This window comes from Acrocarpospora phusangensis, assembly GCF_016862995.1.
Classification (GTDB): Bacteria; Actinomycetota; Actinomycetes; order Streptosporangiales; family Streptosporangiaceae; genus Acrocarpospora; species Acrocarpospora phusangensis.
This window is the reverse complement of sequence record NZ_BOOA01000056.1, coordinates 1-26,382: the sequence shown is the minus strand read 5'-3', so window position 1 is coordinate 26,382 and position 26,382 is coordinate 1. Positions and strand designations below refer to the sequence as shown.

Genomic DNA, 26,382 nt, shown 5'->3' with positions numbered 1-26,382 from the left:
GCAAAAAGCGTGCCGCGAAACGCCTGCCGCAACCATCCGGCTAAGTACCGATATACCCCTGATGCCCACCCCCGAGGCGGCATCAGGGTTCCCTCAGGGTCCGCGGTGGGGTTTGCCTCACCCCACCGCGGTCATCCCAGGTCAGCCGGTCGCCGCGTGGTAACGGTCACGCAGCCCGGGGGTGGGTTCCCCCTCGTATCCGACCGTCTCCCCGGCCGCCCACTCGGGCGGTTCGGGGGTGCCCGCCAGCAGCCAGGCCGCCTGCCGGGCCGCGCCGTCGGCCACGTACTCGCCGGGCGGGGGCACCCGCACCGAGCAGCCGAAGACGCTCGGCGCGATCTGCCGCACCGCCGCGGAGCGGGCTCCGCCGCCGATCAGCAGGATGCGGTTCGGCGTGATGCCGAGCGCGTCCAGGGCGTCGCCCAGGCCGCACAGCATGCCCTCCACGGCCGCCCGCGCCAGATGCGCGGGCGTCGCGTTGGCCAGCCGCAGCCCGTGCACCGACCCGGTCGCGTCCGGCCGGTTCGGCGTGCGCTCCCCTTCCAGGTACGGCACCAGCACCAGCCCGTCCGCGCCCGCCGGAGCCGACAGGGCCAGCTCGCTGAACTCGTCCGTACCCACGCCCAGGATCCTGGCCGTGGCGTCGAGCACCCGGGCCGCGTTCAGCGTGCACACCAGCGGCAGGTACCTGCCGGTGGCGTCGGCGAACCCGGCGACCGCCCCGGAGGGGTCGTTCGCGGGGCGGTCCGCGACGGCGAAAGCCGTACCGGACGTGCCGATGGAGACCACCACGTCGCCGGGGCGCGCGCCGACGCCGAGCGCGGCGGCCATGTTGTCGCCGGTGCCGGGCGCCAGCAGCGCCCCGCCGGGGATCTGGCCGGCCTGCTCCGCCGGGCCGAGCACCCGCGGCAGCGCCGGGTTCGACCCCAGCGCCAGCGCCAGCAGATCAGTCCGGTATGTCCCCGTAGCCGGAGACCAGTACCCGGTGCCGGAGGCGTCCCCGCGATCGGTGGTGATCGTCTCGGGGCTGCCGGCCAGCTTCCAGGTCAGCCAGTCGTGCGGCAGGCAGACCCTGGCCACCCGCTTGGCGTTCTCCGGCTCGTGCTCGGCCAGCCAGCGCAGCTTGGTCACCGTGAACGAGGCGACCGGCACGCTGCCCACCGCCTCCGACCACTTCTCCGGACCGCCCAGCTCGTCGACCAGGTCCTGGGCCGCCCGCGCGGAACGGGTGTCGTTCCAGAGCAGGGCGGGCCGCACGACCTCGCCGCCGGAGTCCAGGACGACCATGCCGTGCTGCTGCCCGGCGACCGAGACGGCGGCCACGTCCCCGAGGCCGCCCGCCTGGTCGATCGCCTGCTGAAGAGCCTGCCACCAGTGATCGGGGTGCACCTCGGTGCCGTCGGGATGGGACGCGCGGCCCTCGCGCACGAGTGCGCCGGTGGCCGCCTCCCTGATCACTACCTTGCAGCTCTGGGTCGAGGAGTCGACCCCCGCGACCAGCGTCATCGAACGCCCATGAGGTGCTCGAGGGCCAGCTGGTTGAGGCGGGTGAAGTGGAAGCCGCGCTTGGCCAGCTCCTCCGGGTCGCTCTGCTCGGCCAGCAGCTGGTCGAGGCTCTCGCCCTCGCCCAGGGTGGGCAGCGACAGGTCCGGGACCAGGCTGGCCGCGCGGGCCTCCTGCACCTCGGGGTCGGCGTGGAACTTGGCCACCTTGTCCTTGAGGATCAGGTACGTCCGCATGTTGGCGGCGGCCGACACCCAGACGTCCTCGGAGTCCTCGGTGCGCAGCGGCTTGTAGTCGAAGTGGCGGGGGCCGTCGTAGCCGCCGTTCTCCAGCAGGTCGACCAGGAAGAACGCGTTCTTCACGTCGCCGTGGCCGAAGACCAGGTCCTGGTCGTACTTGATGCCGTTCTGGCCGTTGAGGTCGATGTGGAAGAGCTTGCCGTGCCAGAGCGCCTGGGCGATGCCGTGCGCGAAGTTCATGCCGGCCATCTGCTCGTGCCCGACCTCGGGGTTGAGGCCGACCATCTCCGGGTGCTCCAGCTCGCCGATCAGCGCGAGGGCGTGGCCGATCGTCGGCAGCAGGATGTCACCGCGGGGCTCGTTCGGCTTGGGCTCCAGGGCGAACCTGATGTCGTAGCCCTTGTCGATGACGTACTGGCAGAGGATGTCCATCGCTTCCTTGTAGCGGGCCAGGGCCGCCTGGACGTCCTTGGCCGCCTCGGACTCCGCGCCCTCCCGGCCACCCCAGCACACGTACGTCTTGGCGCCGAGCTCGGCGGCCAGGTCGATGTTGCGGATGACCTTGCGGATCGCGTACCGCCGGACCTCGCGGTCGTTGCTGGTGAAACCGCCGTCCTTGAACACCGGGTGGGTGAACAGGTTGGTGGTGGCCATCGGGACCTTCAGGCCGGTCTCGGCGAGCGCCTTCTTGAAGCTCTCGATCGCGGTGGCCCGGTCGGACTCCACCGCGAGCAGGTCGTCGTCATGGAAGGTCACGCCGTAAGCGCCCAGCTCAGCGAGCCGGTGCACACTCTCCACCGGGTCGAGCGCGGCGCGGGTCGCGTCGCCGAAGGGGTCCCGAGCCTGCCAGCCGACCGTCCACAGCCCGAACGTGAAACGGTCCTCGGGAGTGGGGGTGTACATTGGCGCCTCCAATTAGTCTACGTTGTGGACTAAATATCGGTGGTGAGTCGGCGCGGGTCAAGTACTCGTGTCTAGGATTTCACTGATCAGTTTTCTGACAGGTGCGCGGAGGTGTGGATGACCCAGGCCGTACGGCACGACGCGATGCGGGCCCGCAACCTGGCGCTGGTGCTCCGGGAGGTCAGCGCGCGCGGCTCGCTGACCAGAGCCGCCCTGGCCGAGGTGACCGGACTGACCAAGACCACCGTCTCCAAGCTGGTGGCCGACCTGATCGAGACCGGCCTGGTGGAGGAGACGGGCGTCGTGCGCGGCGGCGAGCGGGGACGGCCGGGCGTCGAGGTGCGCATCCGGGGCGCGGGGATCGCGGCGCTCGGGCTGGAGATCAACGTCGACTACCTGGCCGTCCGCGTGGTCGACCTCTCCCGCTCGGTACGGCTCCGCCGTACACAGGCTGTGGATAACCGTTCCGCACAGCCTGTGGATGTCATCGCCAGGCTCAGGGATCTGGCCCTTTCGGCTGTGGATGAAGCTGTGGGTAACGGGCTGCGCATCGTCGGGGGGGCGCTGGCCGTACCGGGTCCGGTGGATCTGGGGAGCGGCGTCGTGCACAACGCCCCCAACCTCGGCTGGCGGGACGTGCCCGTGCTCTCGCTGCTGGACCTGGGCATGCCGCTGCACGTCGAGAACGAGGCCAACCTGGCCGCGCTGGCCGAGCTCTGGTTCGGCGCGGGACCGACCGACTTCCTCTACGTCTCGGGCGAGATCGGCATCGGCGCGGGCCTGGTCGTGGCCGGCTCCCTGTTCCGCGGCGCGAGGGGCTTCGCGGGCGAGCTCGGCCACGTGGTCGTCTCCCCCGACGGTCCCCCCTGCCGCTGCGGCGGCCGCGGCTGCCTGGAGCAGTACGCCGGCCAGGACGCCCTGCTCCGCTCCACCGGTGCGGCGGGCTCCGTCGGCCTCATGACGATGGTCACCCGGGTCGAGGCGCAGGACCCCGCCGCGGTGACCGCCTGCCGGGAGGCCGGCTGGGCCCTCGGCGTCGCCCTCTCCTCCACGGTCAACCTGGTCGATCCCGACACCATCGTCCTCGGCGGCGTCTTCGTCCCACTATTTCCGTACATCGGCGCCGTCGTCACCGAGACCCTGCAATCACGCCTCGGCCAGATGCGCGTCTCCGTGCCCCCGGTGGTCGTCTCCCGCCTCGGCTTCGAGGCCGCGGCCCTGGGCGCGGCGGGCCAGGTGATCGAACGCGTCATCGCCGACCCGGCCGCCCTCCTGCCGAGTTAGGAGTTCTTCCCGCATTCGGGCGCCGGCGTCACCACGGGCGCGGGCGTCAGCGGACCGCAGACGAACCGTACGCCGGAGGTCGTGCCGTTCACCTCCATCATGAGCACCGTGCGCACGTCGGGCTCCTGGTCGTACTCGTCGACCTCGTCGGTGTAGTACATCGGTCCCGCGACGCCGACCACCGGGCGCTTCGCGTCCACGCCGCGGAAGAGGTCGGGGTCGTAGCCGCCCGCGCCCGTCCGGAAGGCCACGTCCGCCTGGAGCGTCAGCAGGTCGTGGGCGATCATCGCCTGGCCGTCGGCCGTACGGGCGCACACGGTGTCCCCGGCCCCGAAGAGGCGCTCGTACTCCTGGAAGAAGCCCACCGTGCGGCAGTCCCGCCACGCCCTGCTGCTGGCCAGAACCGGGTAGAAGACCCGGAGGCCGGCGGGGAAATCCAGCGTGGCGAACTGCGGGACGGCGCTGGAGTTGGTCACCACGACACTCGGGTACTTCCCCGCGCAGTGCCGCCGCAGCCCCTCCATGAAGTCCGCCACCTGGTCCGACTCCGCCTGGAACGCCAGCGGCCGGGCCGGGCCGGAGCGGCAGACCTGGCGCGCGCCCTCGTCCGAGGAGGGCACCTGGACGAAGTCGCCGTTCCGGTTGAGCCCGATGTAGGGATCGGCGTAGTCGTCCTCGATGACGGTGACGGGGACCCGGCCGGGGAACTCCGCCTGGAAGAACCGGGCGGACACCTCCGAGCCCGCGATGAAACCCGCCGAGAAGTCCGCGTCCCTGACGAGCGAGCCGTCGCCGTCCAGGCTGTAGAAATGCGCGGTCGGTTCCCTGAAATGGTCCTCGACGTTCGACAGGTGGGTGAAGGGGCCGAGATCGAGCCCCATCAGGCGCGGGTCCTCCCGCACCAGCCCGGCGATCCGCGCACTGAGATCGACCGACTCCTCCTCCCCGGTGCCCTGGGTGGCGAGCACGACCACGACGGGCCTCCCGGCGGCCAGCAACCGCCGCTGCGCGAGCGCGAGCCCGCGCAGGCGTTCCAGCAACGCCGTCCGCGCGGCCTCCCCGGGCACGCTCAGCTTTCCCCTGACGACGGCGGTCCACCGTTCGCGGGCGCGCCCGGCCTCGGCGTTGGACTTCCGCAGAAGGTCGAAGACCTCCTCGTAGTCGGCCACGTCTTCGGCGGCGGAGCCCTCCGGGAGGGTGAGCCGCTCCCACTCCGACTCCGCCAGCACGCCCACGCAGATGCTCCCGTCCGCCGATGGCACCCGCTTGAGCCGGGCGTCCAGGCCCAGGTCCCAGGTGTCCGCGCAGCGGGCGCGGTTCGCGATCGGCGTCACCGCGAGCACCACGAGGAGGAGCGCGACCACCGAGAGGCGGCCGACCGAACTCCGGGACCCGGAACCCTCCTCCGCGCGTACGGCGTCGCGGGTGGCCAGCCGCTCCTGGAGCTTGCCGTGCCGGAACTCGTACGAGCCGCCGTTGCGCCGCAGCAGGCCACGCCGCCGGGCGTCCTCCAGGAAGGGCATGAGCGACCACGGCACCGACTTGCGGGAGGCGAGGATCACCAGGGTGGTCAGGAACTTGGGCGAGGCGCGGCCGACGAGCGCCAGGAAGACGATCAGAACGGTCCCGATCAGCAGCAGCGAGTTGGGCCGGCTGACGATGGTCTCGTAGTCGACCGCGAGGAACCACGACTCGGGCATCTCGCGGCCGGTCAGCCCGGCGAACGTGCCCCAGATCAGGTCGGTCATGACCAGCTGCACGAAGGCGAACGCGCGGACCACCACCACGGCGACCAATCCGGCCACCACCGTGGACACCAGGGTCGAGACGAGGTCGTCGCGCAACGAGGCGCTCGGCCCGGCGTGGCCCACCCGGGGCGGAGCCGCGGTGGTCCACCCCCCGACGGCCAGGGCCAGCGCGCCCGTCATCAGCAACGCGGAACCCACGCAGGCGAAGAGGAGCAGATCCCGGTCCGGCTCGCTGTTCATCACCAGATGAAAGACGATCAAGGGGACGAAACCCACGCACATGAAGGACGCGTAACTGCCGATGAGCCGGCCGGCGAGCGCCGGAAGCGCCCGATGGTTCCCCGCCAGCCGGTACGGCTCCACGAAGATCGTGGCACCCCACCGGTAGGTCACGCCCAGCAGCACCAGCGCCCCCGGGAACATCAGATCGGCCAGGAGAGTGTCGCCGAACCCCGTCGCGGACTGACCGAAGTACCGGGCCAGCGACACGCTCGCCACGGTCACGACCGCCCCCACGGTCAGCACGATGATCCAGTCGGTCGTGTTCCGGTGGATCTCCCCGCAGATCCGCCACCAGGCCAGCGTGCGCCGGTGCGTGCCCTGCAGATACGTGGCCAGGAAGGTCAGCCAGCGTTCGGCGTCCTCGCCGTTCCACCGTTCCGGCTCCGCCGGCGTCCCGCCCGGAGCCGTACGGTACGCGGCCGGAATGGCACGATCCAGGAGCGCGTCCTCCACCGACTGCCGGGTCGGGAACTTCGCCGAATCCAGGAGTTCGCCGGGATCGCCGCCCTTCATGTAGATGTCCTGGGCGAGGGAGATCATGAGCGGGGTGGAGAACGTCCGGGCCGGCGGGCTGTCCGGGTCCTCGCGCATGCGGTCGCAGACCGGACCCCAGTCGGTCCCCGCCGGCCACGGGAGGGCCGTGAGGTAGCCGATGGCGTCGTCCAGGTCCACGGAGGCGATCTCCACCACCGGGGTGCTGCGCAGCTTCCCCAGTTCGGTGACGACGTCGGCGTACTCGCGGACCCGGCTCGTGGCGATGAAGGGGTCCGTCACCGCGATCTTGTTGAGTTCCCCGATCGCGAAGGCCCGCCGGTTGTCGGGGATCTCGTCGAGGCCGTCCAGGATCGGGATGATCAGCCGGTGCACGACCAGCGCCCGGGCGAAGCGCTCCTGGCCGTTGTAGTAGTCGCTCGCCAGGACGCGGATGATCCAGTCCTCGAAGTTCTCCCGGAACGGGTCCCAGGACGCCGCCTGGAAGAGCACCGGCACCGCGGCTCCCGAGGCGCGGCGGCGCAGCAGGCCGAGGGTGAGCAGCAACGCCAGCACGCTCTTGCCCGCCCCGGGCTCGCCCAGCACGACCAGCCGGCGGCCGGGCAGCTGGAGGAAACGGTCGGCCAGCTCGGTCGGGCTGGCGGAGAGGCCACCGTCCAGGCGGACGCGGACCGGGCGCGTGCCCCGCCGGGGCAGTTCCGGCTCGTCGGTGAGCGTGGCCGAAGCCGCCGCCCAGGTGAGCCGGATGACCGGGGAGTCGATCAGGTCACGGCTGCGGGCCTCGTCCTCCCACTGCCGCAGCAGTTCGGCCGCGAGGTGGTCGGCGACCAGCCGCGAGTCCACCCCTTCGATTCCCGGCGGCGCCGCGCGCAGGATCGGATACAGCGCCAGCAGCAGCGCGCCGACCGAGACCAGCATCGCGATCACACTGGCTCGCTGGTCGTTCTGCTCCATCGTCCCGTTCACGAACCAGACGACGAGACCGAACAGGAGAACAGCGACGACCACGGCGCCGGCGCGGAGGATTCTGCGTCGTAGCGGAGACACGCCGTAGATCGTGCCGAGGTGAAATCACCTCCGGATTACGACTCCTGTTGCGGTCTGACCGAAATGTCCGCCGTTGTAGGGGTCAAAGCCCGGACGGGTCCCGGCCCACGCTGATCTGCTCGGCGATGCGGCGGATCTCCTCCTCGGCCAGCGACGGGGAACCGGGCAGGTCGCGGCGTAACACCTGGACGACCTCGTCGAAAGGGCGGCCGGCGTGGCGGACGGCCACCTCGTGCACGACCCGGAAAAGCAGGCGGTTGGCCTCGCGGTCGTACGCCGCCCGGTCGATGATCATCATGTCCCCCTCTGGTCCGCCGGCTACCCTACGCCGCGCCACCGACAGTTTCGGGGATCGCCGGTTCCGCCGGGGCGGGAACAACTTCGGCCGGAGATATCGCTGAAGAGATCCGAGGAGATTCCTGGGAGGAACCATGCCAGTCCAGCGTCTGAACCACGCCGTGCTCTACGTCCGCGACGTCGAACGCAGCGTCGCCTTCTACCGGGAGGCCCTCGGCTTCCGGGTGGTCATGGAGTTCCCCGGCGCGGCCTTCCTCCAGGCGGAGGGCTCCAGCAACGACCACGACCTGGGCCTGTTCCAGGTCGGCGCCCAGGCGGCGGCCTCCGGCGCGGGCCGTACCTCCGTGGGCCTGTACCACCTGGCCTGGGAGGTGGACACGCTCGCCGAGCTGGAGCGCGTCGCCGCCAAGCTCACCGAGCTGGGCTCGCTGGTCGGCGCCTCCGACCACTCCACCACCAAGGCCCTGTACGCCAAGGACCCCGACGGCCTCGAGTTCGAGGTCTCCTGGCTGGTGCCGCTCTCGCTCCTGGACGAGGACATCATCAACGCCAAGTCCGCGATCAAGCCGCTGAACATCGCCCGTGAGAAGGAGCGCTTCGGCGCGGAGACCCGCGGCGGCGTGGGAGTCTCCGTCTAAGGCGGTCTAGGACTTGCGGGGCGCACTGTCGAGCAGGCCGAGCATGTAGTCGATCTGCGCCTTGCGCGACACGTCGATCTGGCGCGCTAGCTCCAGCGCGCCCGGGTTCGTGCCGCCGCCGGTCTCGTACCGGGCCAGCTGGATGGCGTCGTCCTGGTGGGCGATCATCGTGTTCAGCAGGCGGCTCTCGAAGTCGGCGTCGGGCGCGTCGCGGAGGCGGGCCAGTTCGGCCTTGGTGGTCTCCGGCATGCCGCCGTGGTGGGCGTGCTCGTCCGGCGCCGCCGTCAGGGGCTGGTCCCACTCCACCAGCCATCGGGACATGCGCTGGACCTCGGTGCTCTGGGTGGAGCCCATCGCCGCCGCCAGCGTGCGCACCTCGGGCCGTACGTCCCGGCCTTCGGCGAGTTTGGCGAGGCCGACGCCCTGTTGGTTGTGGGCGACCATCATCTGCAGGAACATCACGTCGGACGCGTTGACGGCCGACGGGGTCTCAACGGCGCCGCAACCCGTCAGGAGCAGGGCCGCGAGCAGGGCGTACCGCCTCATGAATCCTCCAGCTCAGGGGAGCGCGGGACCGCGCCCGGGTACGGGACCCGGGCGCGGACCGCTTGTTCAGAGCCTGCGCCAGAGGGCGGGCACGTTGGGCGGTTCCCAGCCCGTCAGCGAGGTGTGCTGCTGGAGGCACTGGTAACGGACGCCCGCGTAGGTGACCTGCGCGCCCACGGCGTAGAAGACGCCGGCGGCCCAGGTTCCGCCGGCCGGCGGCTGGCTGGGCGTCGGGCTCGGCGAGGGCGGCGGCGGGGTGGGAGTCGGGGTCGGGGTCGTCGGGGGCGGGTTGCTGCCGCCGAAGTTGACGTCGGAGCAGGTGTAGAAGGCCTCGTTGCTGCCGACCACGCGCTGCCAGATCGAGTACAGGATGTGACGACCGGTCCGCTGCGGGATGTTGATCGTCCAGTTGGTGAAGGTGGTCGGGTTCTGGTTGTTGAACGTCTGGATGTGCACCAGGTCCGACCAGTTCAACGGCATCGTGGGGTTCCACCCGGCGCGGGTGATGTAGAAGGAGAAGTTGCTGTTCGCGTGGGGCGCCGTGGCGTGGTAGGTGATGGTCCGCGGGCCCGACGAGAAGTTGGTGGCCGGCCAGTCGGAGCGGGCCAGGTCGAGGCCGCGGTACTTGTCACGGCCGGCGCTGCACAGCTTGCCGTTGGGAACGAACGCCTGGTGCTGGCCGCCGACCTCCAGCAGCGAGACCTCGTTCCAGTCGTAGAACGCCTGGGTTCCGCCGGCGGCGACGGCGGCCTTGCACGCGTTCGATTGGGGGTTCTCCGGGCCTTCGTTCTTGCAGACGTAGACGCGGCTCGGGGGGTTGGACATCGTGCCGTGGGCGCTGGCCGGGGTCGCCGGCAGGGCCACCAGGATCGTGCCGGTCAGCAGACCGACGGCGGCGGACGCCACCCTGTTTCGTAAGTACACCTGACTTTCCTCCTTGGGAGGTCTTCCGGGTACGCGGGCACTGGGGGTTGCCGTGCCCGATGACGAAGGTTCGCTTTTGCCGTGCGGGGTGACGCCGCCAGCTACAGCTCTACTAAAAGGAAACCTTCCTAAGAATTGACTATCCCTGAGCCTTCGGGAAGGCGCAAGGGGAGACTTCAGCAGCTCAGGTTGGCACCGGGCGTCGTCCCCAGGATCTGGACGAAGCTCTGGTACTTGCTGACCCGGCTCTGCACCTGGGCGGGGTTGCGGCCGTCGCATTCGAGGCTGCCGTTGATGCTCCGGATGGTCTGCCCGAAGCCGGCGCCGTTGACCATCGCGTTGTGCGGGGTCATCGTGCCGGGCCCGCTCTGGGTGTTCCAGTACCAGAGCGCGGTCTTCCACGCCACGGCGGCGTCGTTCTGCACCAGCCAGGGGTTGCCCAGCAGGTTGAGGCCGAGCGCGTCACCCGCCGCCTTGTAGTTGAAGTTCCAGCTCAGCTGGATCGGGCCGCGCCCGTAGTAGGCGGCCTGCCCGGCCGGGCAGCCGTAGGACTGGCTGGTGTCGCAGTAGTGCGGGTAGTTCGCGGTGTTCTGCTCGACGATGTGCACCAGGCCGCCGGTCTCGTGGCTCACGTTCGCCAGGAACGCCGCCGCCTCCTGCCTGCGGACCGTGTCGCTGCCGGTCTTCGCGAATCCCGGGTACGCGCTGAGCGCCGCCACCAGGCCGCTGTAGGTGTAGAACGAGTTCCGGCCAGGGAACATCTGGTTGAACTGAGCCTCGGAGACGACGAACCCGCCCGAGGGCGGCGGGTTTGTGGGCGGCGGGGTGGAGCCACCGCAGGTGTACGGGTCCCAGTACCAGGTGCTGATGATAGGGTCGTAGCCCGGGTTGTCATGCTCGGCGACGTAGTACTGGCCGTTGGTGTAGCGGACGATGCTGCCCGCCGGGTACCAGGTGCCGGCCTGCCAGTTGGGGTGGTTGCAGGTGCCCGGGGGCGGGTTGGTGGTGCCGCCACAGGAACCCTGGTCGGCCCAGACACCCGTGGTGCCGGGGGGCGCCTCGTTCTGGGTCCACCACTTGGCGAGCCAGTTGCGGCCGTTGTGGGAGACCGTCGTCCCGCCCCAGTACACCTGGCTGGCGCTCCACGGGGCCGCGCAGGCGGCGGCGCTGGCCGGGGAGGTTGGCAGGATCGTCGCCAATGCGCCCGCCATCAGCAGGGCGGCGAACCACGCCAAGATCCTTTGTTTCGTCACGTAATCACGCCTTTCCGGCGGAGGGCCTCGCGCAGGTCAAGGCACATGTCAAGTACGGAAATGTCGTGCGACACCATCGCCCAGGTGACGGGACCGGCAGATCGTGGCTGCCAGGGGCGATGGCCTGCGATTTCCGTAACCTAGCGGTCTTCACTAGTTTGTGACATTAACTAAAGCTCAAGCGAGGCTTAAGGAAACATGAGTCAGGATCTTGTTCAGAAGTCGAAGCATTCGAGGTGGATCCTGCGGCCGGGCACTCCCGCACGTCGGAGGGCGTTCCTGGCGGCCATCGTCATGCCGGTGGGCCCGCAGATGTAGACGTCGTGGTCGGCCAGCCCGGGAACCAGCACGCGGAGCGCGCGGCCGGTGAGCGGGACCACGCGGGTCTCGTCCAGGGTGTAGAACACGGTGGCGCCGCGCCCGGCGGCGATCGCGTCGAGCTCCTCGCGCAGGACCAGGTCCTCCTCGCTCCTGGCCATGTAGACGAGCGTGAGCTTGCCGGGCAGCGTCTCGAAGAGGGTGCGCAGCGGACTGATGCCCACCCCGCCGGCGATCAGCAGGACCTGCTCGCTGCGCCGCCGCGCGCCGGTGAGCGCGCCGTACGGGCCTTCGGCCATGACCCGGGTGCCCGGCCGCAGCCGTGCCAGCGCCCGGCTGTGGTCGCCGACGGCCTTGACGGTGATGCGCAGATAGCGCGGATTGACGGGCGCCGACAGCGAGTACGGGTTGGCCGTGAACCACATGCCCGGCGCGAGGAACCGCCACCGGAAGAACTGCCCCGGCTCGGCGCCCAGCTCGTGCAGGTACGCCCCGGACAGGTACACCGACACGACGCTCGGCGACTCCCACCGGACCTCGGTGATGCGCAGCCGGTGGCGGAGCGCGCGCCGTACGGGGGTGAGGAAGCGGCACCAGAAGAGGGAGGCGGCGACGGCGAGGTAGAGCGTCACCCAGAGCAGCCAGGCCAGGCCGCCGCCGGCGAAGTCGGGGCCGGTGAGCTGGTGGGAGAACGCCGCGAAGACCGCGACGTAGGTGAAGAAGTGCAGGTAGTGCCAGATCTCGTAGCGCATCAGCCGCCGGACGCCCCGGGCGGACACGACGCCGACGCCGATGAGCAGGACGAGCCCGAGGGTCGCCTCCCAGATCCCCTCGCCGTCCGCCAGCAGGCGGATCGTGGCCTCGGCCAGGCCGGACTCGACGGCGCGGGCGGCGACGACGCAGACCATGTGCACGACGGACAGGATGATCGTCCAGCGTCCGCCCATGGCGTGCCAGCGGGCCAGGCGGTCGGTGCCCACGCCGCGGTCGAGGAAGGGCAGCCGGGCCATCAGGCCGAGCAGGATGGCGCAGGCGTACCCGGCGAGCAGGCCGGAGAGTCTGCCCAGCCAGGCGAACCAGGCGGCGGCGCCGTCGACCGAGAAGAGGTCCAGCCAGGGGCCCGCGGTGGCGGCCACCGCGCCGGCGTACACCGCGAACAGGACGGCGGTGGGGTTGGCGTGGACGGGAGGCGGGGGGGTGCGCCGCCTGCGGGCGGCCGGACGGACGGCAGCGGCTCCGGCGGCATCGGCGGCTCCGGCGGCTTCGGCGCGCGAGCCCGAGCGCCGCCTGCGGGCGGCCGCGCTCACGACGGCGGGGTCGGCGGCAGCGGCGCGCACGGCACGTGAGGCCGAGCGCCGCCTGCGGGCGGCCGCGCTCACGACGGTAGCTTCGGCGGCTTCGGTGGCTTCGGCGGCTTCGGCGTTGACCTGGCGCGAGGCCGGGCGGCGGCCGGAGACCGCGGTCATGCGGGGCCGTTCCCGGTGAGCCGGGCGAGCTGGGCCTTGCGGGCGGCCGACAGGCTCGCGGCGAAGGACTTGGTGGCCGGGTCTGCGCCGGAGTCCTGCTCGCCCTTGGCCACCAGGACGGACTGGCGGAGGTAGTCGCCGATGTGCTGGGCGAACAGGCGGTCGAAGGCGGGGCCCCGGGTCTTGGTGACGAGCAGCAGGTCGTCCGGGGTGACGATGCCGGGGAGGTCGTGGCCGTCGTGGATGTCGGTCTCGCCGTTGCCGCTGCGGCGCAGCAGGTCGCGCAGTTGGGTCAGCTGCGTCCTGTGGTCGGCGGCGATATCCGCGGCCAGCTGGACGACGCGCGGGTTGGACGTCTTCGTGGCGGTCGTGTCCATGAGATCGAGGGCCTGCTCGGTCATCGGGATGACCAGTTGCAGCCAGGCGACGTCGGTGGCGTTGTAGCTCCCGGGCTCCGCGGAGACCGCGGACTGGACCGCCGTCGGCGGTGCGGGTGGGGGCGCCGCCGCCCGGGCACCGGAGCAGGCGGTCACCAGTAGGCAGGCGAGTGCGGATGTTGCGACGACCGGCAGTCTCATGGCGCACCTAGCGATGGGGTGAGGCGGGGCCCGGGAGCGCTCCGGACCCCGCCGGGAGGGGTGGACTGATCAGGCGGTGCCGTCAGGACCGCACTTCACGGCCCGGGAGGATGCGGCACTCCCGCTCCCGCTCGGGCCAGGCGTGGAAGCGCTCGCGGGCCGCCGCGGGCCGAGGGGTCGCCGCGAGGCGGGAAACTCTGATACTGGTCTCACTCATTTACGGATGAGGTCCTTTGTCCGAGGGCGATGAGGAGTCGGGGGCGATGGGTGGCGGGATGCGGGCCTGTGGGATGTGCCCGTCGCCCCTTGTACTCGGAGACCCCGCCGGCAACGCCGGACAACACAAATTCCGAAATTTTGTTATCTGGCCTGCTTCGGGGGCGTCTCCGGTAGTAGGACGGGAAGCCGAGGGAAGCGGGGGCCGATGGCGAGTCAACTCAGAAGCGGGCCGGACACGGCGCTGATCGAGGCCGCCAGGAACGGGGACCAGCGGGCGCTGGACGCCCTGGTCGCCGACTCGCTCCCGCTGCTCTACAACATCGTGGGCCGCGCCCTCAACGGCCACACGGACGTGGACGACGTCGTCCAGGAGACCCTGATCCGGGTCGTGCGGGGTCTGCCCGGGCTCCGCGACCTGTCCGCGTACCGGTCGTGGCTGGTGGCGATCGCCGTACGGCAGGTGCGCGACCACGAGCAGGACCGGCGGTCGGAGAACCACCGCACGGCGGACCTGGACACGGCGACCGAGCTGCCGGATCCCGCCTCCGACTTCGCGATGGTCACCATCCTCCAGCTCGGCCTGACCGACCAGCGGCGCGAGGTCGCCGAGGCCACCCGGTGGCTGGACAACGACGACCGGGCCCTGCTGGCGCTCTGGTGGCTGGAGGAGACCGGCGAGCTGGGGCGGGCCGACCTGGCGAGCGCGCTGGGACTGTCGGCACGGCATGCCGCGGTCCGGGTCCAGCGCATGAAGGACCAGGTGCAGACCGCGCACATGGTCGTACGGGCGCTGGGGAACGCGGCCGGGTGCGCCGACCTGCGCGGCCTCATGTGGGACTGGGACGGCGTGCCGACGCCGCTCTGGCGCAAACGGTTCGCCCGCCACGTCCGGGACTGCTCCAACTGCACCCCCCACACCCGGGGGCTGATCCCCCTGGACCGCCTGCTCGCCGGCCTGCCGCTCATCCCGATCCCGGTCGGCTTCGCGATGCTCGTCTCCCCGCCCCCGATCGAGTACGCGACCGTCTCCCACACCCTCGCCCACACGCTGACCCCGCGCGGCAAGACCGCCATCGCGGCGACCGCCGGGGTGGCCACGATCGCGATCAGCACCCTGGTCGTCACCCAGGTGATGCCGCCCCCGGAGAAGCCGCCCGCGCAGGCGGCCCCCGTGACCACCTCCGCCGCGCCGCCCCCGTCGTTCTCGCCCTCGCCCCGGTCGTCCCCCACGCTCGACCGCGTCATCGCGGCCAAGCCCGAGGAGTCACCGGCGAGCGTCGCCGCCGCGCCGTCCGGCAAGAAGGGCGTGGCCGTCTGGAACGCCCCCAACGTCAGCCAGGGGCTCGCCCGGTCCAAGACGAGCTGGTACTACACCTGGGCCAGCCACCACGACGGCATCACCACCCCGGCGAACACCCAGTTCGTCCCGATGATCAGAGCCGCCGAGAACGTCAACCCCGGAGCCCTCGCCCAGGCCAGGAGCGCGGGTCCCTACCTGCTCAGCTTCAACGAGCCCGACCTGGCCTCCCAGGCCAACATGTCCGTGGAGGAGGCCCTCTCCCACTGGCCCAAGCTCATGAAGGCCGGCCGCATCCTCGGCAGCCCCGGCGTGGCCTTCGGCGGCGACACCCCCGGCAGCTGGCTCGACCGTTTCATGAAGGGCGCCAAGGAGCGCGGCTACCGCGTCGACTTCATCACCCTCCACTGGTACGGCTCCGACTTCCGCACCCAGCCGGCGGTGTCGCACCTGAAGTCGTACCTGGCGGCGGTCCACAAACGGTACGGCAAGCCCATCTGGCTGACCGAGTACGCCCTGATCGACTTCAGCGACGGCAACTCCACGTACGCCTCCGACGCCGAACAGGCCGCCTTCCTCACCGCCTCCACCCGCATGCTCTCCACCCTCCCGTACGTCCACCGCTACGCCTGGTTCGGCCTCCCCGCCACCGCTGGCAAACCCGGCAGCGGCCTGTTCCACGAGGACGGCACCCCCACCAGATCCGGGGAGGCGTTCCAGAACGTCCGCTAGCCGTGCGGGTCCGCGTACCGCCAGAGGAGGGCGGTCAGCACGGCGATGGGGACGGCGGAGAGCAGGAGGGGCCAGCCGATGCCGTGGTGGTCGACGAGCCAGGCGCCGACGGTCGTGCCGCAGACGAGGGCCAGCACGGAGGCGAGCAGCCGCCAGACGTTGCGGTGGCTCCCGCCGACCACCGGCAAGCTGATGATCATGGTGGTGACCGTGGTGGTCATCACCGTGGTGTTCTTGAGGTCGGGCACGTCGAGCTGGTGGGTGGTGACGTTGCGCATGCCCATGGCCAGGGCGAGGGTCACGATCACCGCGTACGGGGAGACCTTCGCGAAGCCCAGCAGACCGGCGACGGCCAGGAGCAGCGTCTCGGCGGCCAGGGCGATCCGCAGCCACCTGGGTCCGGTGCGGCCGATGAAGCCTCCAGCGAAGACCCCGGCCACGTACGCCACGGCGGCCACGAGCGGGGGGCCGACCGCGAAGCCGGAGGCGCCGCCGAGGGCCAGGCCGAGGAGGACGATGTTGCCGGTCATGGCCGACGTGAACACGTTTCCGAGCCCCAGGAAGCTGACCGCGTCGACCAGGCCGCTCACCACGGTGAGCGTCAGGATCGCGGGCGGCAGCAGGTCACGACCGCCGACATCCACCCTGGTCAGATGCCCGGCCACGCCTCGGAGGCAAACAACGGAGGTCACCCGCCGACCGGGAGCCGGCAGGGGCGTCTTATCCTGAGCGCGACGCCGTCCCCCCGCCGGAAGGGCTCTGGGTGAGTACACCGCAGGAACTGGGAGTCACCGACCGTACGAGACTTCGCCGGATGAAGGAGCGGGCCCGGGTCGTGCGCGCCGATCTGCACGCCGTGCTGGCGGCGGGATTCGTCTGCCATCTCGGGCTGAACGTCGACGGGACCGTCATGGTGATCCCGACGAATTACGGGGCCACCGAGGAGACCCTGTATTTCCACGGGTCGGTGGCGAGCCGGAGCCTGGTCAATTCGCCGGATCAGACGGTGTGCGTGACGGTCACGCACGTGGACGGGCTGGTGCTCGCGCGTTCGGTCATGGAACACAGCATGAATTACCGCAGCGCGATGATTTACGGCGTTCCCCGGCTGGTCACGGATCCCGAGGAGAAATTCGACGCGCTGCGGGTGATCACTGAACAGTGCGCGCCCGGTCAGTGGGATTACGCGCGCCGTCCCAATCGGAAGGAACTGGCGGCGACGAGTGTGCTGGCGCTTTCGCTCGACGAGGCGTCGGTGAAGATCCGTACCGGGCCGCCGGATGACGGTGACACGCCTGACGCGGAACTCGGGCTCTGGGCGGGCGTGGTGCCCGTCGCGCCCGCGTGGGGCGCGCCCGTGACCGATCCGGTGCTGCCGACCGGGTTCGCCGTGCCCGCGCATGTGACGGCTATGACGGACCGGTGACGCCGGGGAGCCTGTCGGAGTCCGGCCAGACGTACGGGAGGTCGTCGGGTTCGTCGCCGAACAGCGGGCGGTAGAAGCGCGGGTCCTTGCGGAGCAGGGCGGAACGGTGGCTCAGGTGGAAGGCGGGGTCGCCGAGCCAGGGGGGAAGGTCGCCCGATTCTCCGAGTGCGCGCTGGGAGCGGATCCTCGTGATCGCGCAGGAGGAGGAGAGGTCCCGGCGCATCGTGGCGGAGCAGGTGTCGGCGCGGTCGAGGGCGCACCAGGCGGCGCAGATCTGCAGGCCGTACCGGACGAGGGCTTCTTCGTAGCCGGCCCACATCTTCGGGGCGGGGTGGTGGCGCCAGCCGTACCCGCTCACGGTGAGGGCGCGCAGGACCTGGAGGGCTTCGACGCGCTGTTTGCCGAGGCGGCGCGGGTCGAGCACGCGGGCCGTGGCGTCGAAGTCGGGGTACGGCAGGAAGGTCTGCATCTTCGGAATGTTCCCGATCCCAATCGACTGACCGGTTTGTCCGGCAAACGGATATTTGTTGCGGCTTTGTTGTGCGCGCAGCGCGGCCCGAGTGAGGCTGGACCTGCGGGAGGAGGCGTCGATGACCCACCACAGACGGTCCAGCATGACCTTCGAGGAGACCGCCGAGGGCTATGTGACCTCGGAGGGCGGCTTGGCCGTCCTGGAGAATCCGCTGCTCAACAAGGACACGGCGTTCAGCCTGGAGGAACGGCAGGAGCTGGGTCTCGACGGGCTGATCCCGCCGGTGGTGGAGACCATCGACGAGCAGGTCGCCCGCGCGTACGCCCAGTATCTGGCGCAGCCGACGGACCTGCAGAAGAACGTGTACCTGACCGGCCTGCAGGACCGCAACGAGGTGCTCTTCTACCGCCTGCTCAGCGACCACCTGCGGGAGATGCTCCCCATCGTGTACGACCCGACGGTCGCCCAGGCGATCAAGAACTACAGCCAGGAGTACCGTCGTCCGCGCGGCGTCTACCTGTCCATCGACGACATGGACGGCATCGAGCAGGCTTTCCGCAACTTCGGCCTGGAGGCCGACCAGGTCGATCTGATCGTCGCCTCCGACGCCGAGGAGATCCTGGGCATCGGCGACTGGGGGGTCGGCGGCGCGGCCGGAATCGCCGTCGGCAAGCTGACCGTCTACACGGCCGCCGCCGGGATCGACCCCGGCCGTGTCATCCCGGTCGCCCTGGACGTCGGCACCGACAACGAAGGGCTCCTCAACGACCCCTTCTACGTGGGCGAACGCCATTCCAGGAAGCGCGGCAGGCGCTACGACGACTTCATCGACGCGTACGTGACGACGGCCACCCGCCTGTTCCCCAACGCCATGCTGCACTGGGAGGACTTCGGCCCGTCCAACGCGCGCCGCATCCTGGAGAAGTACACCGGGCGGCTGCCCACCTTCAACGACGACATGCAGGGCACGGGCGCGATCGTCCTGGCCGCCATGCTCGGCGCGACCCGCGTCACCGGCACCCCGATGCGCGACCAGCGCGTCGTCGTCTTCGGCGCGGGCACGGCGGGCATCGGCATCGCCGACCAGCTCCGCGACGCCATGGTGCGCGACGGCCTCGACCCCGAGACGGCCGGACGCCGGATCTGGCCGGTCGACAAGCAGGGCCTGCTCGTCGACGACATGTCCGATCTGCGGGACTTCCAGGTCCCGTACGCGCGGCCGTCGTCCGAGGTGGCCGGCTGGCGCAGGGACGAAGGCGGCATCCGCCTCGGCGAGGTCGTACGCCGGGTCAAGCCGACGATGCTGCTCGGCACCTCCACCGCGCACGGCGCGTTCACCGAGGAGATCGTCCGGGCCATGGCGGCGAACGTGGAGCGGCCGATCATCTTCCCGATCTCCAACCCGACCGACCGGATCGAGGCCATGCCGCAGGACCTCATCACCTGGACCGACGGCCGGGCCCTGATCGCGACCGGCGTGCCGATCAACCCGATCACCTGCCACGGCGTCACGCACGTCATCGGCCAGGCCAACAACGCCCTGCTGTACCCGGGTCTGGGACTGGGCGCGGTCGTGTCGCGCGCGCGGCAGGTGAGCAAGGGCATGCTGCACGCGGCGGCCGACGCGGTGGGCGGTCTTGTGGACGTCTCCACCCCGGGCGCGTCGCTGCTGCCGCAGGTGGAGAACCTGCGCGAGGTCTCCGCCACGGTCGCGGTGGCCGTCTGCCGGCAGGCCGCCGCGGAGAACCTGGCCCGCGTGGACCTGAAGGACCCGGTCCAGCAGGTCCAGGACGCGATGTGGCAGCCTCGGTACCGGCCGATCCGGGGGGAGTCGGGATGAGCACCCGCGCGCCCCAGATCAGGGACCTGCCGATCGGCCTGCGCGCGAACGGCACCCGGACCGAGAGCGACTCGCTCGGCGAGATCCAGGTGCCGGCCGACCACTACTGGGGCGCGCAGACCCAGCGCTCGCTGATCCACTTCAGCATCGGCGAGGACCGCATGCCCAAGGCCGTCTACCACGCGTACGGATACGTCAAGAAGGCCGCGGCGATCGTGAACGGGCGGGCCGGACGCCTGCCGGAGTGGCTGGCCGACCTGATCTGCCACGTCTGCGACGAGATCGTCCGCGGCGACCTGGACAGCGAGTTCCCCCTGTACGTCTGGCAGACCGGCTCCGGCACGCAGTCCAACATGAACGTCAACGAGGTGATCTCCAACCGGGCGATCCAGCTGCTCGGCGGGCGGCTCGGCAGCAAGGACCCCGTGCATCCGAACGACCACGTGAACATGGGGCAGTCGTCCAACGACACCTTCGTCACCGCCATGCACATCGCGGCGACCATGGCCATGGAACGCCAGGTGCTCCCGGCGCTGGTACGGCTGCGGGACGCCACCGCCGACCGGAGCAGGGAGTGGGCGAACACCGTAAAGATCGGCCGTACCCACCTGGAGGACGCGACTCCGCTCACGGTAGGCCAGGAGTGGTCGGGGTACGCCGCCCAGCTCGACGACGCCTCCGACCACCTCAAACAGACCATGACCGGCCTGTACCGGCTGGCCATCGGCGGCACCGCGGTCGGCACCGGCCTGAACGCGCCGCCGGGCTTCGGCGACGAGGTCGCCGCGCAGCTCGCCGACCTCACCGGACTGCCGTTCACCAGCGCGCCCAACAAGTTCGCGGCCCAGGCCTCCTGCGATCCGCTCGTACGCGTGTCCGCCGCGCTGCGCGCCCTCGCGGTGTCGCTGTTCAAGTTCGCCAACGACATGCGCTGGCTCGGCTCCGGCCCCCGGACCGGGCTGCACGAGCTGATCCTGCCGTCCAACGAGCCCGGTTCCTCGATCATGCCGGGAAAGGTCAACCCGACGCAGGCCGAGGCGATGCTGATGGTCGCCGTCCAGGTGGTCGGGAACGACAGCGCGGTGTCCATGGCCGGGGCGGAGGGCAACTTCGAGCTCAACGCGTTCCGGCCGGTCATCATCGACAACGTGCTGCGCTCGGCCCGGCTGCTGGCCGACATGATGGACCACTTCCGCACGTACCTCATCGAAGGCGCCCAGCTCAACTCGCCCAAGCTGAAGTCGAACGTCGAACGCTCGATCATGATGGTGACCGCGCTCAGCCCGGTCATCGGCTACGACCGGGCGGCCAGGATCGCCCACCGCGCGCTCGCGGAGAACCTCACCCTGAAGGACGCCGCCCTCAACTGCGGCGTCCCCGAACCCCTGTACGACAAGGTCGTCAACCCCGAGCACCTCACCCGCCCCGGCGTGGCCACCTCCGGCAACGGCGCGCAACGCCGGCCCCGCCGCCTGCTGGGCCGCAGGAGGCGGTAGCCGGACACACGGTGGAACCGAATGGAACGCCCGGAAGATGATGACCTTCGGACCGTGGGGCTTTCCATGAATATTCGCCGCTGATCCGGGCTCCTCCTGCTGCCCGGCCTCCTGACCAAACCCCGCCGCAACTGCGGGGGCGCTGGGGCGGCGGGGTCGCCGAGTACTGCGACAAGGAGATGCGCTTCACCGTCTTCAAGGCGGTGTCGCCCGAGGTCTGCAACACGTGGACGGTCAGTTCCGCCAAGGTCGCGTGATTTCGGGTGTCATTCGGTGGTGAGGGCCTCCATCAGCATGGGCAGCGAGCGCTCCAACGCGCGGCTCCAGTAGGGCCAGGTGTGCGTGCCGGGACCGTAGAAGTCGGTGGTGACGTCCAGGCCGCTCTGCTCCGCCCGCTGGACGAAGGTCTGGGCCTCGCCGAGCAGGAAACGTTCACTGCTGTCGTCGCCGGTGCCGTCGGGGTCGAGCGGGCCCGGAGTGCCGTCGCCGCAGGCGACGTAGAGCCGGACTCCCTTCAGGCGGTCGGTGAGCTTGGCCGGGTTGTGGTCGTCCCAGACCCGGGAGGAAGGGTCCAGGCCCCAGAGCTTGGCGGGGTCCTCGCCCCAGTTCCTGGTGATGTCGAGGATCGCGTCGGCCTGGGCCTGGCTGTCGAGGACGCCCGAATAGGACGCGGCGGCCCGGAACATGCCGGGGTTGCGCGCGGCGTAGCCCATCGCGCCGAGGCCGCCCATGGACAGGCCGGCGATCGCGCGCCGGTCGCCCGCGCCGAACTCCTCCTCCAGGATCTCGCGCAGCTCCTTGAGGTGGAAGGTCTCCCACTTGGGGCCTTCCAGCCAGTCGGAGTACCAGCTGGTCGGCCCGCCGTCGGGGATCACGATCAGCGCCGGGGCGCCGGCGGTCATCCGGGCGGTGCCGTCGTCCTCCAGCCATCCGCCGCTGGAGGACGACTGGCAGCACCCGTGGAGCAGGTACAGCACCGGCCACGGCCCTGATCCCGGCATCCAGCCCGGCGGAAGCAGCACGGTCGCCTTGGCGGGGCGGCCGAGCGCGGCCGAGCGCACGGTGAGCACGCGCGTGCGGTCGTCCGGGGCTTCGATCTGGACGTTCCCCGACTGATCGGACTGATCGGCGGACTGATCGACGGGATCGGACGACGTGGGCCACACGAGGGCCGCCACGACAGCGGCGACCGCCAGGAGCGCGACTGCCCAGAGCCACCTGCGGGTCATGAGATCATCCTGGCTTGTCCGCTATCGACAGACCAGAGTGAACAGTCCCGAGACCGTGCGGATTCTGGCCACATTGGGACGCTTGTTGTTTTCAGTGGCGACGCGAAACCGATTGGACTATCGTTTCGGAACACCGAGAGTGGTCCCCCAGGAGTGGGGTTGACCCAGCATTTGACTCAGTGTTAACCTGACTGTCTAGTGGTCTGAGATTCCCACGATTTGAGCGTGGTTGAGCCGACCCGAATCCCCCGCAAAACCTTTCAGAGGGAAGTGCAAAGTTCTCTAGAGAACTTTGCGCAAGTCCGTGAAAACTTGCAAGGCGACTATTCGCCGGGCGGAAAAGCCGTAGAACGGCTCAGCTCCGCCCAGCGCTCCGCCTCCGCGGCCCGCGCACGGGACGATTTGTCCGCCAAATCCACCGCATCCGCACCCAGCAGCAGCCGCAACGGCGGCTCGTCGAGGTCCACGACGTCCAGCACGACCCGCGCCGCCCGCACCGGATCACCCGGCGCCGACCGGTCGAAACCGGCACGCCGCCGGTTCATGGCGCCGACCGTCTCCTCATAGTCCGGCCCCACCGCCGGTACGCGCATGGACGAGCCCGCCCAGTCGGTACGGAACGCCCCCGGCTCCACCATGATCACCTTGATGCCCAGCGGACGCACCTCGTTGCCGAGCACCTCCGAGAAGCCTTCGACGGCGAACTTCGCGGCCTGGTACGCGGCCAGGCCCGGCGATCCGCCCACCCGGCCACCGATCGAGGAGTACTGCACGATATGCCCCGCCCGCTGGGCGCGCAGCACCGGCAGGGCGGCCTTCGTGACGTTGACGACGCCGAAGAAGTTGGCCTCGATCTGCGCGCGGAAGTCCTCGTCCGGCGTCTCCTCGATGGGCGACGAATTCGCGTAACCGGCGTTGTTCGCGACCACGTCGAGCCCGCCGAACTCCGCCACCGCGAACCGTACGGCGGCGGACGCGGCCCGGGCGTCGGTGACGTCGAGCGCGAAGGTGCGCACGAGGTCGCCGTGCTTCCTAGCCAGGTCGTCGAGTTGTTCCGGCCGGCGGGCGGTCGCGACCACCCGGTTGCCGCGCTCAAGCGCGGTCTCCGCCAGCGCGCGCCCCAGCCCCCGTGAACTCCCGGTGATGAGCCATGTCTTCGCCATGATGACCCCTGTCCTATCTGCCACACTGTTGTGACACTAATTTATCCTTATGTCACGCGAACGTGCATGTCAACCCGATAGATGTCACACTGGGGAGCATGAGAGCCGACGCCGTACGCAACCTGGACGCCGTGCTGCGTACGGGGGCGCGCCTGCTGGCCGAAGACCCGGCCACCAGCATGAGCACCATCGCCGCCGAAGCCGGCGTGGACCGCCGAACCGTCTACCGGCGCTTCCCCACCCGGGAGGCCCTGCTCGCGGCCGTCTTCCAGGCGAAACTGGACTCCTCAGAGCGCGTCCTCGACGAGGCCAGACTCGTCGAGGCCCCGGTCGCCGTCGCACTCCACCGCTACGTGGAGACCATCATCCCCGTCAGCCGCCAGTGGCCCGTGGACACCCGCCGCATGATGCGCGCCGACCCGGCCGCCAGCGCCCGCCGCGAACAACAGAGCGCCCGCCTCGACCGCTTCGTCCAACGCGCCTCCGACGAGGGCCTGTTACGCCCCGGCATCCCCGTCGCCTGGGCCCGCGCCACCCTCGACCACCTCGTCGACACCGCCGCCCACCGCTTCCCCGGCCTCGACCCACCGCAGGCGGCCGACCTCGTCGTCGACACCCTCCTCAACGGCTTGGGCGGACGCTAGCCCGCCCTGTTCGCTACGGTCGGATCATGGGCACGGACATTCCGGACGACTTACGGAGCAGGGTGCGGGGCTGCCTGCTCGGCGGCGCGATCGGTGACGCGCTGGGCGCGACCATCGAGTTCGACTCCCTCGCGGTCATCCGCCGCAACCACGGCCGGGAAGGGCTGACGGACTACGCCGCCAACTGGCGTGGCCGGCTCGGCCTGATCACCGACGACACCCAGATGACGCTGTTCACCGTCGAAGGGCTGATCCGCGGGACGGGGGTCACCGTCATGCGGAACGCGTACCTGCGGTGGCTCGACACGCAGCGGCATCAGTCGCCGCCACCGGCGGACGGCGTGGTCCGCACCGGGTGGCTTCGGGAGCAGGCCTGGCTGTATTCGCGTCGGGCGCCCGGCAACACCTGCCTGTCCGGGCTGCACACCGAGCTGGGTCCGCTGGCCGAGCCTGGGGCGCCCGGACCAGTCAATCCGGGCTCCAAGGGGTGTGGCACCGTCATGCGTTCCGCACCCTTCGGCCTGGTGACGGATGATCCGCGGCAGGCGTTCGGGTTCGCGGCGGAGTGTGCGCAGATCACGCATGGGCATCCGACCGGGTATCTGGCGGCCGGGGCGTTCGCGGCGCTTGTCTGCCTGCTCGGGCAGGGGATGGAGTTGGCGGAGGCCGTACAGGACATGCTGGGGCTGCTTGGGGAGCAGGCCGGGCACGAGGAGACGACGGCGGCGGTACGGGCGGCGGTCGAACTGGCGGGGAAGGGGGAACCTTCGCCGGAGGCGGTGGAGACGCTCGGGGGCGCCTGGGTCGCCGAGGAGGCGCTGGCGATCGCGATCTACTGTGCGCTCGTGTGCGGGGATGACGTGGAGAGGGCGTTGTTGCTGGCCGTCAACCACTCCGGCGACAGCGACTCGACGGGGGCCGTGTGCGGGAACATCCTCGGCGTTCAGTACGGGGAGGCGGTTCTTCCGCGGCGATGGCTGCGGCATCTGGAAGGCAGGGACGTCATCGAGGAGATGGCCGACGACCTCACCACGAAGATGAGCGGCGGCCACCTCTCGGCGGAGAAGTATCCCGGCTTCTGATCAGCTCAGACGGCCGCGGGAGCTGAGGGCGATCACCGGTTCGGCTACCAGGAGCTTCGGGATCCCGCAGAGGAACGGCCTGACCGAGGAGGACTGGAGCGACGTCGAGACCGACATCGCGCCCTACGTGAAGTCCAAGACGCTGGCCGAGCGGGCGGCCTGGGCGTTCGACCGGGGCGAGATGGAGCTGACGTCGTCAACCCGGGTGCTCGGCTGGAGGCCGCGCCCGACCGACGACGTGATCGTCGAGACCGGGCGCAGCCTCCGCGAGGGCGGTTATGCCTGAGATCGGGTCAAGCCGTCAGCGCTGGAGGGTCAGCAGGCCCGGCCGGTAGGGCAGGAGGCCGTAGTCGCCGCCGGAGCTGGGGCTGCGTCCCTGGTAGAGCAGTTGCAGGTTGCAGGGGTCGACGGTCATGGTCTGGTCGGCGCTGGTGCGCAGCAGTTCGCCGTGGCTGATGTCGTTGGTCCAGGTGGCGCCGCTGTTGGCCTTGCCGGCGAAGGGGTTGCTCTCGGTCGCGGCCTGGGGTGTCCAGGAGCCGCCCAGGCTGGTGGCGGTGAAGGAGCGGAAGTAGCGGCCCTGGGCGCCGATCGCCTCGACGATCATGAGGTAGCGGTTCTGGTTGGCGAGTTTGTAGACCTGGACGGCCTCGAACAGGTTGTTGGTCGTGTCGGTCATGATCACCGTGGAGGTGCTGCCGAAGCTGCCGGGGAAGTTGCCGATGGGCATGCTGGCCCGGTAGATGCGGCCGTTGTCGCCGGCGAAGAACAGGTACATGTTGCTGCTGTCACCGATGAGCGCCTGGTCGATGGGCCCGGTGGAGGAGTTGGAGATGCTGCCCGAGAACAGCGTCTGCGGCGCGGACCAGCCGTTGGCGTTAGCAGGGTTGCTGGAGGTGCGGTAGGAGAAGGCGGGTCCGCCCCACTGGTAGGCCAGCACCCAGATGTTGCGGGGGGCGAAGTAGAACAGCGAGGGCGCCACGGTGGCGGAGGACATGGCGTTCTGACTGGCCGAGGCCATCTGTGACCAGGTGGAGAACAGGCCGAAGTTCATCGAACCCCAGCTCGTCCCGGTGTCGTGTGTGGTGGCGTAGACGAGCTGCTGCCCGTTGTAGGGGGCGACGGTGAAGTCCTTGAGCGACACCCACCCCGACCTCGGCTGCGCGAGCGCGCCGGTGGAGGTCCACCGGTAGGTCGAGGGCAGGTTGCACGTGCCGGTCGGCGTCGGGGTCGGGGTCGGAGTCGGGGTCGGGCTGGGGTTGCCGCC

At 70.4% G+C, this 26,382-nt stretch carries 24 protein-coding genes; 9 read left to right on the top strand and 15 right to left on the bottom strand.

Translation table 11 applies throughout. The annotated features are described in order from the left end of the window. Positions 1-141: 141 nt before the first annotated feature. Positions 142-1,506, bottom strand: a complete 1,365-nt coding sequence (gene xylB, locus Aph01nite_RS28665; RefSeq protein ID WP_204044127.1) for a xylulokinase — start codon at positions 1,504-1,506, stop codon at positions 142-144. Then, the gene (gene xylA, locus Aph01nite_RS28660; protein ID WP_204044126.1) at positions 1,503-2,645 is read right to left on the bottom strand and encodes a xylose isomerase; all 1,143 of its coding nucleotides are present in this window, start codon (positions 2,643-2,645) and stop codon (positions 1,503-1,505) included. The genes xylB and xylA overlap by 4 nt, the downstream gene beginning before the upstream one ends. A 117-nt stretch (positions 2,646-2,762) precedes the next feature. Here xylA and Aph01nite_RS28655 point away from each other — a divergent pair, with 117 nt between their 5' ends. Continuing rightward, positions 2,763-3,929: an ROK family transcriptional regulator gene (locus Aph01nite_RS28655; RefSeq protein ID WP_204044151.1), complete on the top strand. Its 1,167-nt coding sequence runs from the start codon at positions 2,763-2,765 to the stop codon at positions 3,927-3,929. On the opposite strand, the gene Aph01nite_RS28650 is transcribed toward Aph01nite_RS28655, so the two are convergent. Both Aph01nite_RS28650 and Aph01nite_RS28645 read right to left on the bottom strand, forming a co-directional pair. Continuing rightward, entirely contained in the window at positions 3,926-7,498 is a 3,573-nt protein-coding gene (locus tag Aph01nite_RS28650) for an NACHT domain-containing protein (protein WP_204044125.1), read from the bottom strand. The genes Aph01nite_RS28655 and Aph01nite_RS28650 overlap by 4 nt on opposite strands. A gap of 82 nt (positions 7,499-7,580) precedes the next feature. Next, positions 7,581-7,796, bottom strand: coding sequence for a hypothetical protein (locus Aph01nite_RS28645; RefSeq protein WP_204044124.1), 216 nt, complete (start codon positions 7,794-7,796; stop codon positions 7,581-7,583). A gap of 133 nt (positions 7,797-7,929) precedes the next feature. Here Aph01nite_RS28645 and Aph01nite_RS28640 point away from each other — a divergent pair, with 133 nt between their 5' ends. After that, positions 7,930-8,433: a VOC family protein gene (locus tag Aph01nite_RS28640; RefSeq protein ID WP_204044123.1), complete on the top strand. Its 504-nt coding sequence runs from the start codon at positions 7,930-7,932 to the stop codon at positions 8,431-8,433. A gap of 6 nt (positions 8,434-8,439) precedes the next feature. Here Aph01nite_RS28640 and Aph01nite_RS28635 read toward each other — a convergent pair whose 3' ends face one another. The 6 genes from Aph01nite_RS28635 to Aph01nite_RS42275 form a co-directional block, all read right to left on the bottom strand. Beyond that, positions 8,440-8,979, bottom strand: a complete 540-nt coding sequence (locus tag Aph01nite_RS28635) for a DUF305 domain-containing protein (protein WP_204044122.1) — start codon at positions 8,977-8,979, stop codon at positions 8,440-8,442. A gap of 66 nt (positions 8,980-9,045) precedes the next feature. Continuing rightward, entirely contained in the window at positions 9,046-9,903 is an 858-nt protein-coding gene (locus Aph01nite_RS28625; protein WP_239162051.1) for a lytic polysaccharide monooxygenase auxiliary activity family 9 protein, read from the bottom strand. 176 nt (positions 9,904-10,079) lie between these two features. After that, complete coding sequence (locus Aph01nite_RS28620; RefSeq protein WP_239162050.1) at positions 10,080-11,156, bottom strand: glycoside hydrolase family 19 protein; 1,077 nt, start codon at positions 11,154-11,156, stop codon at positions 10,080-10,082. A 215-nt stretch (positions 11,157-11,371) separates the two neighbouring features. Beyond that, positions 11,372-12,940, bottom strand: coding sequence for a ferredoxin reductase family protein (locus Aph01nite_RS28615; RefSeq protein WP_204044121.1), 1,569 nt, complete (start codon positions 12,938-12,940; stop codon positions 11,372-11,374). Continuing rightward, on the bottom strand, positions 12,937-13,518 hold the full coding sequence (locus Aph01nite_RS28610) for a DUF305 domain-containing protein (protein ID WP_204044120.1): 582 nt from the start codon (positions 13,516-13,518) through the stop codon (positions 12,937-12,939). The genes Aph01nite_RS28615 and Aph01nite_RS28610 overlap by 4 nt, the downstream gene beginning before the upstream one ends. An 82-nt stretch (positions 13,519-13,600) precedes the next feature. Further along, a complete protein-coding gene (locus Aph01nite_RS42275; RefSeq protein WP_275419306.1) occupies positions 13,601-13,735 on the bottom strand; it encodes a hypothetical protein in 135 nt (44 codons plus the stop codon). A gap of 207 nt (positions 13,736-13,942) precedes the next feature. Between Aph01nite_RS42275 and Aph01nite_RS28605 the strand changes: the two genes are divergently transcribed. Further along, complete coding sequence (locus Aph01nite_RS28605; RefSeq protein WP_204044119.1) at positions 13,943-15,766, top strand: sigma-70 family RNA polymerase sigma factor; 1,824 nt, start codon at positions 13,943-13,945, stop codon at positions 15,764-15,766. Here the strand turns inward: Aph01nite_RS28605 and Aph01nite_RS28600 are convergent. Next, a complete protein-coding gene (locus Aph01nite_RS28600; RefSeq protein WP_204044118.1) occupies positions 15,763-16,431 on the bottom strand; it encodes a YoaK family protein in 669 nt (222 codons plus the stop codon). The two genes, Aph01nite_RS28605 and Aph01nite_RS28600, sit on opposite strands and share 4 nt — an antisense overlap. Before the next feature lie 149 nt (positions 16,432-16,580). Between Aph01nite_RS28600 and Aph01nite_RS28595 the strand changes: the two genes are divergently transcribed. Continuing rightward, positions 16,581-17,192: a pyridoxamine 5'-phosphate oxidase family protein gene (locus Aph01nite_RS28595; RefSeq protein WP_204044117.1), complete on the top strand. Its 612-nt coding sequence runs from the start codon at positions 16,581-16,583 to the stop codon at positions 17,190-17,192. On the opposite strand, the gene Aph01nite_RS28590 is transcribed toward Aph01nite_RS28595, so the two are convergent. Then, positions 17,176-17,661, bottom strand: a complete 486-nt coding sequence (locus Aph01nite_RS28590; protein ID WP_204044116.1) for an MSMEG_6728 family protein — start codon at positions 17,659-17,661, stop codon at positions 17,176-17,178. The genes Aph01nite_RS28595 and Aph01nite_RS28590 overlap by 17 nt on opposite strands. 121 nt (positions 17,662-17,782) lie before the next feature. On the opposite strand from Aph01nite_RS28590, the gene Aph01nite_RS28585 reads away from it, so the two are divergent. Both Aph01nite_RS28585 and fumC read left to right on the top strand, forming a co-directional pair. Then, positions 17,783-19,504 (top strand): NAD-dependent malic enzyme, encoded by a 1,722-nt coding sequence (locus Aph01nite_RS28585; protein ID WP_239162049.1) that lies wholly within the window; start codon positions 17,783-17,785, stop codon positions 19,502-19,504. Then, entirely contained in the window at positions 19,501-21,000 is a 1,500-nt protein-coding gene (gene fumC / locus Aph01nite_RS28580) for a class II fumarate hydratase (protein WP_204044115.1), read from the top strand. The genes Aph01nite_RS28585 and fumC overlap by 4 nt, the downstream gene beginning before the upstream one ends. Before the next feature lie 266 nt (positions 21,001-21,266). Here the strand turns inward: fumC and Aph01nite_RS28575 are convergent, their stop codons facing one another. Together Aph01nite_RS28575 and Aph01nite_RS28570 are read right to left on the bottom strand one after the other, a co-directional pair. After that, positions 21,267-22,229: an alpha/beta hydrolase gene (locus Aph01nite_RS28575; protein ID WP_204044114.1), complete on the bottom strand. Its 963-nt coding sequence runs from the start codon at positions 22,227-22,229 to the stop codon at positions 21,267-21,269. Between the two features lie 323 nt (positions 22,230-22,552). Beyond that, positions 22,553-23,392, bottom strand: coding sequence for an oxidoreductase (locus Aph01nite_RS28570; protein ID WP_204044113.1), 840 nt, complete (start codon positions 23,390-23,392; stop codon positions 22,553-22,555). Positions 23,393-23,490: 98 nt separating this feature from the next. Here Aph01nite_RS28570 and Aph01nite_RS28565 point away from each other — a divergent pair, with 98 nt between their 5' ends. The 3 genes from Aph01nite_RS28565 (at position 23,491) to Aph01nite_RS28555 (ending at position 25,404) form a co-directional block, all read left to right on the top strand. Beyond that, positions 23,491-24,036 (top strand): TetR/AcrR family transcriptional regulator, encoded by a 546-nt coding sequence (locus Aph01nite_RS28565; RefSeq protein WP_204044112.1) that lies wholly within the window; start codon positions 23,491-23,493, stop codon positions 24,034-24,036. A 26-nt stretch (positions 24,037-24,062) separates the two neighbouring features. Continuing rightward, complete coding sequence (locus Aph01nite_RS28560) at positions 24,063-25,118, top strand: ADP-ribosylglycohydrolase family protein (protein ID WP_204044111.1); 1,056 nt, start codon at positions 24,063-24,065, stop codon at positions 25,116-25,118. 127 nt (positions 25,119-25,245) lie between these two features. Next, complete coding sequence (locus tag Aph01nite_RS28555) at positions 25,246-25,404, top strand: hypothetical protein (RefSeq protein ID WP_204044110.1); 159 nt, start codon at positions 25,246-25,248, stop codon at positions 25,402-25,404. Between the two features lie 15 nt (positions 25,405-25,419). Here the strand turns inward: Aph01nite_RS28555 and Aph01nite_RS28550 are convergent. Then, positions 25,420-26,382 (bottom strand): glycoside hydrolase family 62 protein (locus tag Aph01nite_RS28550; protein ID WP_204044109.1); only part of this gene is annotated, 963 nt, incomplete at its 5' end.